At 71.6% G+C, this 13,868-nt stretch carries 3 protein-coding genes and 1 pseudogene; 1 reads left to right on the top strand and 3 read right to left on the bottom strand.

The window, feature by feature from the left end:
* Nucleotides 1-141: 141 nt before the first annotated feature.
* The 3 genes and pseudogenes from ACH4G3_RS03040 to ACH4G3_RS03030 all read right to left on the bottom strand — a co-directional run.
* Nucleotides 142-1,494, bottom strand: a complete 1,353-nt coding sequence (locus ACH4G3_RS03040) for an FAD-dependent oxidoreductase (protein WP_397622790.1) — start codon at nt 1,492-1,494, stop codon at nt 142-144.
* Nucleotides 1,481-7,132 (bottom strand): thioester reductase domain-containing protein, encoded by a 5,652-nt coding sequence (locus ACH4G3_RS03035; RefSeq protein WP_397623368.1) that lies wholly within the window; start codon nt 7,130-7,132, stop codon nt 1,481-1,483. The genes ACH4G3_RS03040 and ACH4G3_RS03035 overlap by 14 nt, the downstream gene beginning before the upstream one ends.
* Before the next feature lie 38 nt (nt 7,133-7,170).
* Nucleotides 7,171-11,859: pseudogene (locus ACH4G3_RS03030) on the bottom strand (type I polyketide synthase); the annotation flags it as partial.
* Between the two features lie 325 nt (nt 11,860-12,184).
* On the opposite strand from ACH4G3_RS03030, the gene ACH4G3_RS03025 reads away from it, so the two are divergent.
* Entirely contained in the window at nt 12,185-13,816 is a 1,632-nt protein-coding gene (locus ACH4G3_RS03025) for an aspartate aminotransferase family protein (RefSeq protein WP_397622789.1), read from the top strand.
* The last annotated feature ends 52 nt before the right edge of the window (nt 13,817-13,868 follow it).

The raw sequence follows: 13,868 nt of genomic DNA, 5'->3' as shown, positions 1-13,868 counted from the left end.
GGGGAGATCTCTTCGCACGCTACCAGCGTGGACTCCGGGGCCGGTCTCCTTCGGGTAATCGTGCGCAGAGGTGCGGTGCACCGCTTCAATTACCGGAGAAAGACCGCCCGGCGGAAGAATCCAGCGGTGGAATGCTGTTCGTTACGCCTGACCTGCTTGGTTCGACGCCCGCGCCACCGCTTCCTGGATCTCCGGGGTCACCAGCGCGTCGGTCGGGTCGAGGAGGAACGCCACGCGCGCGTAGGCGATCAGCAGTCGCCCGTCCCGCGACGCGGCGTCCAGCAGCTGGTCCAGGTAGGCGTACTCGGCCAGTTGCTCCTCGCTCGGTTCGCCGCCCACGCCGGGAAAGGCGAGGTCGGCGCCGGTGGTGAGCGCCCACACGTGGTCGACGGCCCTGGCCGCGAGGTCGGCCAGGTACCCTCCCGGGTCCACGGTCCCCGGCCGTGAGACGTGGTCGCGCAGCACCGTTGCTCCCAGTGCCGCCACCGTCATGCCCTGTCCGTAGACGGGGTTGAAGCTGCACACGGCGTCACCGATGACGAGCAGTCCACCGGGGAACGAATTCATCCGCTCGTAGCGGCGGCGCAGGTTCGCCGGGAACCGGTAGGACAGCGGTTTCCCGAGAGTTTCCTGGTCGTGCACCACGTCGTAGATATCGGTGCTGGCCAACGATTTCAGGAAGTCGTGGAAACCCGCGGTGTCATGAGGCGGGTAATCGCCGGCCATGCCGTAGCCGGTTACCACGGCGAGACCGTCCTCCACCTTCGCGCACAGCGCCCCCCGCGGGAGTGCCGCCGAGCCACCGATGTCGATGGAGACCTCGTCGGCCATCCGGTCCGCGGACAGCCGGTAGTACTGGGTGGTGTAGCCGACGTTGACGGTGAGCCGTTCCTCCTCGACCTCGGGGTAGCCGAACTCCGCGAGCCACGCGGGGGTGCGGGTACGCCGTCCGGTCGCGTCGACGACCAGGTCCGCGTTGAGGTCGGTTTCGGTGTCCCCCCGCACGATGCGGGCACCGACGACGGCGGTCCGGTCCGGGGTGGTCAGCAGCCCCGCGATGTCGGTGCGCTCCAGGAAGGTCACGTTGGGCAGCGCACGCACACGTCCGCGCACCCGCCGCTCCAGGTGCGGGCGGCTGACCGACAGCAGGGGCAGGCCGGAGTGCGGCTTGGGCATGCGGGTGCCGTTCACGATCCACCGCACATGGGCGGTGCCGTCGCCGGCCACGGCGCCGTTCGCGGTCAGTTCCTCGGTGATGCCCGGGAGCAGGTCCTCCAGCGCGAGCAGGCCGGCGGCCAGCAGGTTGTGCAGGTGCCCGCCGTGCGGGACGCCCCGCCGGATGTCCCTGTGGCCCCTGCCGGCGTCGTCTTCGGCCAGGTCGTCGCGGTCGACGACCAGGACTTCGGCGTACTGGTCGGCCAGTACGCGCGCTGCCAGCAGCCCGGCCATACTCGCACCGAGCACGATCACGCGCTGACGATCAGTTCTCTCCACTGGTGTGGTCACTCCTCTGCTCGTCCTGAACGGGCGCGCGGGACGGGAAATAGCCCGCACGGACGAAGAAATTCACGTACTTGTCGAACAGCTCTCGATCGACCGGCGGGCATTCGATGCCGGTGCCGAGCAGTGCGTGTTCGGTGTCCGAGACGTCGATCGGCGGGTAAGTGGCCGTGCCCTGGCCCGCGTTCATGCCCTCGAACGAATCCAGCAGCGGGACGACGGCGTTCTTCCGGTCCGAGCGCACCCGGGCCGACCACGAGTCCCAGTCCACCTCGGGCAGGTGGTAGCCGAAGGACCTGAGGTGGCCGACGAACTCCGTGAACGTCTGGTTCTGCCGGTTGTAGAGGTGGAAGGTCCGGTTGGCGGTGTCCTGGCGCGAGAGGGCCACGACCGCCGCGCTGACGTAGTCCACCGGGACCATGTGGACGACACCGGCGAGACTGTCGGGCACCGCCCGGGCCTCCAGCAGGCCCTTGAGGCTCAGCCAGACGAAGTCCTTGGTCTGGCAGGCGCCGGTCACCCGGTCGCCGCACACGACGTCCACCCGGTAGATCGACACGGGCAGTCCCCGGCTCCTGCCGAGCCCGATGACCTGCTCGGCCACCCACTTGCTCTGCAGGTAGCCGTTGTGCAGCAGGTGTGCGGGGCCGGTCGGGTCGGTCACGGTGGCGGGTGCGGCACCGGGGCCGGGTGCGGGGAACACCCCGGTCGTCGACACGTAGTGCACCGGAACCGTCCGGTGTGCCGCGGCCAGCCGCAGCACCTCCCGGGTGCCGCCCACGTTCCCCGGGGCGAGTTCGGTGTAGGGCCGCAGCCAGCTCACCGTCGCGCCGGCGTGGTAGACGACGTCGACCCGCGCGGCGAGGTCGTCGAACTCCGTTTCGGTCAGGCCCAGCCGCTCGGCGGCCAGGTCGCCGACGACGACGGAGAGCCGGGCCGGGTCGATGTCCTCCCGGACCTGGTACCAGGCCAGGTTCTCGTGCAGCCGGCGGGTCGCGTCGGCCTGGTCGGTCCCCCGCACCAGGCAGTGCACCCTGGCCGTGGTCGACCGCATCAGGTCGCGAAGCAGGAACGCGCCGAGGAACCCGGTGGCGCCGGTCAGCAGAATCTCGTCGGGGTCGGCCGCGACACGGCTGATCACGCCGGCCGGCCGGATGTCCTCGTCGAGGTGGACCTCGGCGGCGAAATCGACTTCGGCGCCTTCAGGGGTCTTGCCGGTAGCGGTGGCCAGGAGGGTGCACAGGTGCTCCACCAGCTCCTTCGGGGTGGGGTGTTCGAAGATCAGCGAAGGCGGCAGTTTCAGGCCGGTGGCCTCCGCGAGCCGATTGCGCAGCTCGACCGAGGTGAGCGAGTCGAACCCGGAGTCGGAGAAGCGCTGGTGCTCCTCGATCGCGCCCGGCGCGGAGTGCCCGAGCACCGACGCCACCTCCCGGTGGAGGAAGTCCGACACGATCTCGCGCCGGCGTGACGGCGACAGTCCCGCCAGCCGCTCGGACAGCAGCTCGTCCTCGGCCGGGGACTCCTCGGCGCCTCCGTCGGCGTTCTGGACCAGGCGGCGCAGCAGCAACGGCGCTCGTCGGGCGTTCTTCCGCAGGGCGTCCCGGTCGACCGGGGTGACCACCAGCGCGGGACGACCGGTTGCGAGCGCGAGGTCCAGCAGCTCCGGACCGGTGTCCTCGGTGATGGTGAGCAGGCCGGAACGGGCGATCCGGTCGAGTTCGGACCGGGTCAGGTGCCCGCTCATGCCGTGTTCGTGCGCCCACAGGCCCCAGGCCAGCGAGGTCGCCGGCCGTCCGAGTGCGGCTCGGTGGCCGGCCAGCGCGTCGAGGAAGGTGTTGGCTGCGGCGTAGTTGGCCTGGCCGGAACCGCCGATGATGCCCGCGACGGACGAGAACAGGACGAAGGCGTCCAGGTCCCTGTCGAGGGTGAGTTCGTGCAGGTTCCACGCCGCGTGCACCTTGGGCCGCAGCACGGCCGCCAGCCGGTCCGGGGTCAGGTCCGCGAGCATGCCGTCGTCGAGCACCCCGGCGGCGTGCACGATCCCGGTGAGGGGGTGCTCCGCCGGGATGGTGTCCAGCAGTGCCGTGAGGGCTTCCCGGTCGGCGAGGTCGCAGGAGACGACGCGCACTTCGGCGCCGAGTCCGGTGAGTTCGGCGGCCAGTTCGGTGGCACCGGCCGCCGCGGGTCCCCGGCGGCTGACCAGCAGCAGCCGGGACACGCCGTGCGCGCGGACCAGATGACGCGCGAACAACCCGCCGAGCGCCCCGGTCCCCCCGGTGATCAGCACGGTGCCACCGGGACGCCACCGGGCACCGGTCCGCGGCTCACCGCCCGGCGGCACCTCGGCCAGGCCGGGCACGAGCACCTGGCCGGAACGGACGGCGGTCTGCGGCCGTCCGGACGCCAGGACCGACGGCACGGCCGCCACCGACGCCGGGTCCTCGTCGACGTCGATCAAAACGATGCGGCCGGGCGCCTCCGACTGCGCGGACCGCAGCAGTCCCCACAGCGGGGCGGCGACGAGGTCCGAGACGTCGGTGCCGTCCTGGCCGGTGGACACGGCCCCCCGGGTGAGGACGACCAGCGGGACGTCGGTGGCCCGGTCGTCCGCCAGCCACGACTGGACCAGCGTCAGCACCTGCTGCGCGGTTTCCTCGGCACGCCGGGGCACGTCGCCGCCCGCGGAGAACACCAGCGGGACGAGCAGAGCGTCGAACGGCGCGTCCGGGCGGAGCGCGGCCAAGGCGTCCGCCACCTCGTCGAAGGGTGCACCGGCGGTGAGTTCCTGGCCGGCGGGGAAGTCGACCCCGCCGACGCGCAACCGCGCCAGGGCCGGCGGCGTCGTCGGTGCGGCCGGGGTGATCGGGGTCCAGTCGACTCGCAGGACCGAGTCCCGCGCACTCGGCACGTTCGTCGCCGGCGTGGCGGTCGCGGTGGGTTTCAGCCAGTACCGCTCTCGCTGGAACGGGTAGGTCGGCAGGTCCACCCGGCGCGCTCCGGTGCCGGCGAAGAAGGCGGGCCAGTCGACGGGGATCCCGGCGGACCACAGGCCGCCCAACGCCGCGACCACGTCGCGTGCCTCGGCCTGTCCGTTGCGCACCGCGGCGACGGGGGTGATGGGTGCGTTGTCGGCGACCATGGCCGAGAGCACTCCGGCGGGACCCAGTTCCAGGGTGACGTCCACGTTCTGCTCGGCGAGGGTCCGGGTCGCGTCGAGGAAGCGGACCGGCTGCCGTGCCTGGCCGATCCAGTACTCCGGGGAGCGGAGCTGTTCCTCGGTGGCGATCCGGCCGGTGACCGTCGACACGATGGGGATGCCCGGCGCGTTCAGGGAGACCTTGTGCAGCACCCGGCCGAACTCTTCGAGCATCGGATCCATCAGCGGCGAGTGGAACGCGTGGCTGACCGTCAACTGCTTGGTGCGGCGGCCCCAGGACCGGACGGTCTCGCTGATCTCCTCGACGGCGGCGCGGTCTCCGGACACCACCGTCGAGACCGGGCCGTTGACCGCGGCGATCGCCGCGGCTCCGTTCGACCGCAGCAGGAGCTCGATCTCGTCCTCGGTGGCTTGCAGCGCGACCATCGCTCCGCCCGCCGGCAGTGCCTGCATGAGCCTGCCGCGTGCGGTGACCACGGCCGCCGCGTCCGGCAGCGACAGCACCCCGGCCACATGCGCCGCGGACAGTTCGCCGATCGAGTGGCCGGCGAGGAAGTCCGGCCTGATCCCCCACGACTCGAACAGCCGGAACAGGGCGACCTCCAGCGCGAACAGCGCCGGCTGGGCATGGCCCGTCCCGGTCAGCCGGCTCTCGTCGTCGAGCACGGCGCGCAGCGGGTGTTCCAGATGGGGGTCGAGCTGCGCGCACACCGCGTCGAAGGCCTCGGCGAAGGCCGGGAACGCCTCGTACAACTGCCTGCCCATGGCGACCCGTTGGGCACCCTGGCCGGTGAAGAGGAAACCCAGCTTTCCGCCCTTGCCGGGCGCAGCGGTACGGGCGCCGTCCTCGGTCAGCGCACGCAGAGCCGCGAGCAACGACTCGGTGTCCGAGCCGACCGCCACGGCCCGGTGCGGCAGGGCCGCCCGTGTCGTTGCCAGGGAGTAGGCCAGGTCCACCGGGGACAGACCCGGGTTCTCCTCGACGTACGACATCAGCTCGCGCGCCCGAGCGGACAGGGCCGGCCGGCTCTTGGCGGCCAGCGGCAGGGGGAGGAACGCGGGTGCGGGTGCCGGGTTCCCGACGACGACCGGCTCCTCCTCCGGGGCCTGTTCGAGGATCAGGTGGGCGTTCGTGCCGCTGACACCGAACGAGGAGACCGCCGCCCGGCGCGGCCTGCCCGTCTGCGGCCAGGCGCGGTGCTCGGTGAGCAGCTCGACCGCTCCCGCGGACCAGTCGACCAGCGGTGTCGGCGCGTCGACGTGCAGCGTCCGCGGCAGTTCGGCGTGCCGCAGCGCCTGGACCATCTTGATCACTCCGCCGACGCCGGCGGCCGCCACCGAGTGTCCGATGTTGGACTTCAACGAGCCCAGGAACAGGGGGCGTTCCGGGCTGTGCGCGGCTCCGTAGGTGGCCAGCAGCGCCTGGGCCTCGATGGGGTCACCGAGCCGGGTGCCGGTGCCGTGCGCCTCGACGACGTCCACGTCGGAGGCGTCCAGCCGTGCCCCCGTGAGCGCGGTCCGGATCACCCGTTCCTGCGACGGGCCGCTGGGGGCGGTGAGTCCGTTGGAGGCGCCGTCGGCGTTGACCGCCGAGGAACGCAGCACGGCCAGCACCCGGTGCCCGTTGCTCACGGCGTCGCTGAGCCGTTCGAGCAGGATCAGCCCGACGCCTTCCGCCCAGCTGGTGCCGTCGGCGGAGGCGGCGAAGGACTTGCACCGGCCGTCGGGCGCCAGGCCGCGCTGCCGGGAGAAGTCGACGAACCCGCCGGGGGTTGCCGCGATCGTCACGCCGCCGGCGAGGGCGAGGCTCGATTCCCCGGTGCGCAGCGACTGCGCCGCGAGGTGCATGGCGACCAGGGAGGACGAACACGCCGTGTCCACGGTCATGGAGGGGCCCTCGAAGCCGAGGGAGTAGGAGATCCGGCCCGACACCACGCTGCCGAGCTTGCTCGTCAGCAGGTAGCCCTCGAACTCCTCGGGGCCGGCCAGCCCCAGATAGGACTGTTCCACCGCGCCGACGAAGACACCGACGTCGGCGCCTTTCAGGGCCGTCGGGTCGATCCTCGCGTGCTCGAAGGTCTCCCAGGCGGTCTCCAGCAGCACCCGCTGCTGGGGGTCCATCGAGAGCGCCTCCCGTGGCGAGATGCCGAAGAACGCAGCATCGAACTCGGTGGCTCCGTCCAGGAATCCGCCTTCGCGGGTGTACGTGGTGCCGGGTACGTCCGGGTCGGGGTCGTAGAGCGCGTCGACATCCCATCCGCGGTCGGCCGGGAACTCGGTGATGGCGTCCCGGCCGTCCGCGACGAGGCGCCACAGATCCTCCGCCGAGCGCACGCCTCCCGGATAGCGGCAGGCCATGCCCACGATCGCGACCGGTTCCGCCCGGCCGGACTCCAGTTCCGCGATGCGCTGCCGGGCCTTCTGCAGGTCGGCGGTGACCCATTTCAGATATTCCGCGAGCTTCTTCTCATCCACCATGGGGAGATTTACCTGTTCCGGAAGTCGGGCGGGAATCAGTACTTGGCGCGGCCGAGCTCGTTGTCGATGAAGTCGAGCAGTTCGGCGGTCGATGCCGATTCGAGCAGGTCGGCCTGGCTCGCCTCGGGTCCGTCCTCCGGCTTGGCACCGGTCTCCAGCCACCGGGACAGCAGAGTCTGCAGCCGGACGGTGATCTCCTCGCGGTCGCCGTCGACGTCGCCGCCGTCCCCTGCCGTGAGCATCTCCTCCAGTTCGTCCAGCGCGGCGATCGCGGCCGGGCGCGGCTGCGCCGCGTCGTCGGACGCGATGTGGCTGAGGAGGAACGCGGCCAGCTTCGACGGCGTCGGGTGATCGAACACCGCCGTCGCCGGCAGCTTGGCATCGGTGACCGTGTTCAGCCTGTTGCGCATCTGTACGGCGGTGAGCGAGTCGAAGCCCAGCTCGCGGAACGGCCGCTCGGGGTCGACGTCGGCCGGATCCGCGAGTCCGAGCACCGCGGCCACCTCACCGCGGACCAGCTCCAGGGCGAACTCCTCGCGCTCGGGCCCGGTCAGTTCGGACAGCCGGTGCGACACCGGCACCTCGGTGGTCTTGGCCGAGGCGCGGCCCGACGAGGGGACCAGCGCCCGCAACAGCGGTGGAACCCGGTCGAGTTCCCGCAGCGCGTCCAGGTCGAACGGCGTGGCCACCACCGCCGGACGGGCCGCCGGTACGGCGGCGTCGAACAGCGCCATCCCTTCCTCGGCGCCGATCGTGCCGAAGCCGTCCCTGGCGAGCCGGGTGCGGTCGATGTCACCGAGTCCCGCGTTGATGCCGCCGTCGACGTCCCACACGCCCCAGGCCAGGGACGTCGCGGGCAGGCCGTGCGCGCGCCGGTGTGCGGCGAGTCCGTCGAGGAACGCGCCGGCGGCGGCGTGATTGGCCTGACCGGGCCCGCCGAACAGCCCGACGGTCGAGGAGAACAGCACGAAGGCCGACAGGTTCGCGTCGCGCGTCAGGTCGTGCAGATGCCAGGCGGCGTCGGCCTTGGGCCGCAGGACGGAGTCCAGTTGCTGCGGCGTCATGGCCGTGAGCAGACTGTTGTCGAGGATCCCCGCCGCGTGCACGATTCCGCGCAGCGGCCGGTCGGCGGGTATGCCGGCGAGCAGCGCGGCGAGGGCTTCCCGGTCCGCGACGTCGCAGGCGGCGATGTTGACCGTCGCGCCGAGTGCGATCAGTTCGGTCCGCAGGTTCTCGGCCCCCGTCGCCTCCGCGCCCGAGCGGCTCGCCAGGAGCAGATGCCTGATGCCGTGCCCGGTGACGAGGTGGCGGGCGGCGACGGCGCCGAGCGCGCCGGTGCCACCGGTGATGAGGACGGTCCCTTCGGGGTCCCACACCGGGCTGTCCGGCCCGGTGGGCACCGCGGAGGAGCGGACCCGGTTCAGCCTGGGGACCCGGGCCTGTCCGGCCCGGATCGCGACCTCGGGCTCGTCGGCGGACAGCAAGGTGGAGAGCAGGGCCGCGGGGATCGGCTCGGCGTCCGGGCCGGCGTCGGTGTCGACCAGCACGATGCGGTCGGGTGCCTCCGACTGCGCGGACCGCAGCAGCCCCCATACCGCCGCGGCGGCCGGGTCGGGTGCCTCGTCGTCCGTCGTGGCGACGGCGCCCCTGGTGACGACGACCAGGCGGATGCCGGCGAAACGGTCGTCGGTCAGCCATTGCCGGACGAGGGTCATCGCCCGCCGGGTCAGCAGGTGCGCGGTGTCGGCGGGCTGCGGGACCCGGCCCGTTGCCGCATCGGTTTCCTGGCCGGCCTCCAGCGGGACGAGGAGGGCCTGGACCGAGGCCCCGGATTCGAGTGCGTCGCCGAAGGCCGTCAGGTCGTCGTAGGAGGGGATCGCGGTCCGTTCGCCGCCGGACCGCCCGAGCCTCGCCCAGGCCGTGGCCCGGGCGGACGGCCCGATGACGTCCGGGATCCAGCCGATGTCGTGGAGCCCGCCGAGCGGACCGGGCCCGTCGGTCTCCGGGCCCTGACCGGCCGCCGGCGGCGCCGAGGGCTCCAGCCAGTACCGTTCGCGTTGGAAGGGGTAGGTCGGCAGGTCGATCCGCCGCGCACCGGTCCCGGAGAAGAAGGCGGGCCAGTCGACCGGCACGCCCCGGGAGTGCAGCACGCCGAGGGCGTTGACCAGCGTCCGCGCTTCCGGCTGGCCCTTGCGCAGGGCGGGAACCGCGACCGCGTTCTCGACGCCGGCGGCCGCCATCGCCGAGAGCACTCCGTCCGGGCCCAGCTCCAGCAGCGTGGACACGCCTTCCGACTCCAGAGTGCGCACCGCGTCGAGGAAGCGCACCGGCCTGCGGATCTGCTCCACCCAGTACTCGGGCGAGGTCCACCCGTCCCCCGGCTCCACCTGGCCGGTCACCGTGGACACGATGCCGAACTTCGGCTGGTGGAAGGTCAGTCCCTCCGCGATGAGACGGAACTCGTCGAGCATGGGGTCCATCCGGTGCGAGTGGGATGCCCGCAGGATCGGCAGCACCTTGATGGAGCGGCCCCGTTCCTTCCAGACCGCGGCGACGGCGTGGACGGCGTCCTCGTCGCCCGAGAGCACCACCGCGCGGGGGCCGTTGATCGTGCCGATCACCGCGCGCCCGTCCTCGTCGAGGGTCTCGCGGACCTCTTCCTCGGTCGCCTCGACGGCGATCATGGCGCCGCCTTCCGGCAGGGACCGCATCAGGCGTCCGCGGGCGGTCACCAGGATCGCCGCGTCGGACAGCGACAGCACACCCGCGAGGTGTGCGGCGATCAGTTCACCCGTCGAGTGGCCCACGAGGTAGTCCGGGTGCACGCCCCACTCCTCGAGGAGGCGGAACAGCGCCACTCCGACCGCGAAGAGGGCCGCGAGGGTGTAGTCGATCTGGTCCAGTTCGTCGCCCGACTCGATCACCGAGCGCAGCGGACGGGGCAGGTGCTCGTCCAGCGCCGCGCAGACCTCGTCGAAAGCCGCCGCGAACACCGGGAACGTCTCGGCCAGTTCGCGTGCCATGCCGATGCGCTGAGCGCCGCCTCCGGTGAACATGAACGCGATCCGGCCCTCGTCCTTGGCGCCGAGGATCGTGCCGGTGCTCTCGTCCGCCAGTGCGGCGAGACCGTCGAGCAGTTCGTCCCGGCCGGCCGCGAGTGCCACGGCACGGTGCCGCAGCGCCGATCGGGTGGCGGCCAGCGAATAGGACAGGTCGAGCAGGTCGAGGTCGGCGCGTTCGGCGAGGAACCCGCCGATGCGCTCGGCCTGGGCGCGCAGGGCCTGGGGGGATCCGGCCGACAGCACGTACGGCAGCACCGGTGCCGGCGACGCGGCGGGAGAGTCCGCCGGCGCGGCAGGCGCCTCCTTCGGATCCGGTTGCGGTGCCTGCTCGACGATGACGTGCGCGTTGGTCCCGCTGAACCCGAACGCGGAGACGGCGGCTCGGCGCGGCCTGTCCAGCACCGGCCAGTCCTGGGGCTCGGTGAGCAGGGTCAGGGCGCCGGTGCTCCAGTCGACGTGCGGTGTCGGATCGTCCGCGTGCAGCGTCTTGGGCATGACGCCGTGGCGGATGGCCTGCACCATCTTGATGACGCCGCCGACACCGGCGGCGGCCTGGGTGTGCCCGATGTTGGACTTGAGGGATCCCAGCCGGAGCGGCCGGTCCGCCGGCCGGCCACGACCGTAGGTGGCGAGCAGGGCGTTGGCTTCGATCGGGTCGCCGAGGGGCGTTCCGGTGCCGTGCGCCTCGACGACGTCGACGTCGGCGGCCGACAGTCCCGCGTCGGCGAGCGCCTGGCGGATCACCCGTTCCTGGGCGGGACCGTTGGGCGCGCTGAGACCGTTGCTGGCGCCGTCCTGGTTCGTCGCCGATCCGGTGATCACGGCCAGCACCTGGTGGCCGTTGCGCCGGGCGTCGGAGAGCCGTTCCACCAGCAGGAGTCCGGCGCCTTCGGCCCAGCCGGTGCCGTCGGCGGAGGCCGCGAAGGACTTGCACCGGCCGTCGGCCGACAGCCCGCGCAGCCGGGAGAACTCGACGAACGCCTGTGGTGTGGACATCACCGTCACGCCACCGGCCAGGGCCAGCTCGCACTCGCCCCGGCGCAGTGCCGCCGCCGCGAGGTGCAGGGCGACCAAGGACGAGGAACAGGCCGTGTCGACGGTGACCGCCGGTCCCTCCAGGCCGAAGACGTAGGCCAGCCTGCCCGATGCGACGCTGCCCGCGCTTCCGCTGTAGAGGTAGCCCTCGAACTCCTCCGGCGGCAGGTACGGGCGTGACCCGTAGTCGTGGTACATGGACCCGACGAACACGCCCGTTCGGCTGCCGCGCACCGACTCCGCGGGGATTCCCGCGCGTTCGAGGCTCTCCCACGCCGTTTCCAGCAGCAGCCGCTGCTGCGGATCGGTGGCCAGGGCCTCCCGCGGCGACATGCCGAAGAACTCCGGGTCGAACCGGTCCGCGTCGTGCAGGAATCCGCCCTGGTCGGTGTAGGACCTGCCGACGGTCTCGGGGTCGGGGTGGTAGAGCCGGTCCAGGGGCCAGCCCCGGTGCTCGGGAAACGAGGTCACCGCGTCCACACCCTCGGTGACCAACTGCCACAGCCGTTCCGGCGAGTTCACACCGCCGGGGTACCGGCACGCCATCCCGATGATCGCGATGGGTTCCCGGTTCTTCTCCTCGATCTCGCGCAGCCGCCTGCGACTGGCCTGGGCGTCGGCCACAGCTCGCTTCAGGTACTGCCGGAGTTGGTTCTCGTCAGTGCTCACGCGCCCTCGACTCCCAGGATCGTCTCAGGAGAGGCACCAGCCGGCTCCTCAGTACCGTGCACGACTTTCTTCCTTTCCCCCGGAGAAATTCTCCTCGACTCACAGCCTCTGCATTGTCGCCCGAGCGATGTCGCGATTCAGTAATTCCGCACTCCGGCCCGTGGAGTGACGCCCGGTGACCGGGGGCTGATGGGCCAGTTAGCGCGTAATGAGAGGCCCGCCGCGAGCGGGCGGTAGAGTCCCGGACAAAGGAGACCCTCGAAGGTTGGGAACCGGATTGAAAATGCACCCGGAGATTGAAGAACGCGAACTCGCGGAACCCTATCTCGGGGGTCTGCTCGCCTCGCTCGGATTGGGCGTCCACTATTCCAGGGCGGAAAAGGACACGCTCTTCTACCGTGACGACACGGGTCGAGAGGTCCCGGTGCTCGACCTCGTCGGCGGCTACGGTTCGACGATCATCGGGCACAACAACCCCGACATCGTCGCCTACGCGAAGGAACTGCTGGACCAGGGAGTGCCGGTCCACGCCCAGTTCTCGAAGCACCCGTACGCCAACGAGCTGGCGCAGAAGGTCAATTCCATCATCCGGCGCGAGCTCAAAACGCCGGAGGCGTACTCCGCGATCTTCGCCAACAGTGGCGCCGAAGCGGTCGAGATCGCGATGAAGCACGCCGAGTTCGACCGGGTCGCGAAGCTGGCCGGACGGGCCGAGGACATCGAGCGGAACATCGAGAAGGCGCGCGCGGCTGTCGCCGGCGGTGCCGAGGTCGTGGGCGGCGAGTCCTGGGACCAGCGGGGCGCGGACGCGGAGGGAAACCGCGGAACCGCTGAGGGGCTCCCCGGTTCCGCACTGGACGACGTGATCGCCGGGATCAGAAGGGTCAACGGCGAGCGCATGACGGCCGCGCCCGTGTTCCTGGCCCCTGAGGGCTCGTTCCACGGAAAGCTCGTCGGCAGTGTGCAGCTCACCCACAACGCGGGTTTCCGGACCCCGTTCGCCTCACTGGCGGCGCAGTGCCGGTTCGTGCCGATGCACGAACCGGACGCGCTGGCCAAGACCATCGAGTCGGAGCGGAGGACGCTGCTCGACCTCGCGGTCGAGGGCGACACCGTGCGTGTCGTCGAGCGCGACCTGCCGGTCATCGCCGCGTTCGTCCTCGAGCCGGTCCAGGGCGAGGCGGGGATCAGGCCGTTCGACCGGGAGACCGCGGAGCGCGTGCAGCAGGTGTGCGCGGCGGCCGACTGCCCGATCATCGTCGACGAGGTGCAGAGCGGCATGGGCCGCACCGGCGCCTTCTTCGCCAGCTCGCACATCGGGCTCCAGGGCGACTACTACACACTGGCCAAGAGCCTGGGCGGCGGGATCGCCAAGGCGGCGATGACGCTGGTGCGCGACTCCCGCTACCGCCAGGAGTTCGAGCTCGTGCACAGTTCCACCTTCGCGAAGGACGCCTTCTCCACGTTGATCGCCGGCCGCACGGTGGATCTGCTGGAAGCGGAGGACGGCAGGGTCTACCGCATGGCCGCGGAGCGCGGAGACCGGCTGATCCGGATGCTGCGGAAGCTGCAGGACGAGTTCGAGACCGTCATCAAGGACGTCCGCGGCAGGGGCCTGATGATCGGCCTCGAACTCCACGACCAGTCGGGTTCCGCCTCGCAGGTCATCGCCGAGCAGTCACGCGCGGGACTGCTCGGCTATGTGCTGGCCGGCTACCTGCTGCGCGTGCACGCCCTGCGGATCCTCCCGACCGCCAGCGCCACGAACACGCTGCGGCTGGAGCCGTCCGTCCACATCACGGACGCCGAGATGACCCGGCTGGAGTCGGGGTTGCGCGCTCTGCTGGTCGCGCTCCGGGACCAGAACGGCGCCGTCCTCCTGCCCACGGATCCGGCCGGGGAGTCCGGCGCGTAAGCATTTCGGAGACCGGGTTGACGGTTCCCGGTGCGCGGGCGCACCGGGAACC

It is taken from the genome of Streptomyces afghaniensis (genome assembly GCF_044327915.1).
GTDB classification, from domain to species: Bacteria; Actinomycetota; Actinomycetes; order Streptomycetales; family Streptomycetaceae; genus Streptomyces; species Streptomyces afghaniensis.
The sequence above is the reverse complement of the archived record's forward strand: the minus strand, read 5'-3'. Positions and strand labels throughout refer to the sequence as shown.

Coding starts and splice junctions, on each gene's coding strand:
- ACH4G3_RS03025 (WP_397622789.1), top strand. CDS start 12,185: ATGCACCCGGAGATTGAAGAACGCGAACTCGCGGAACCCTATCTCGGG.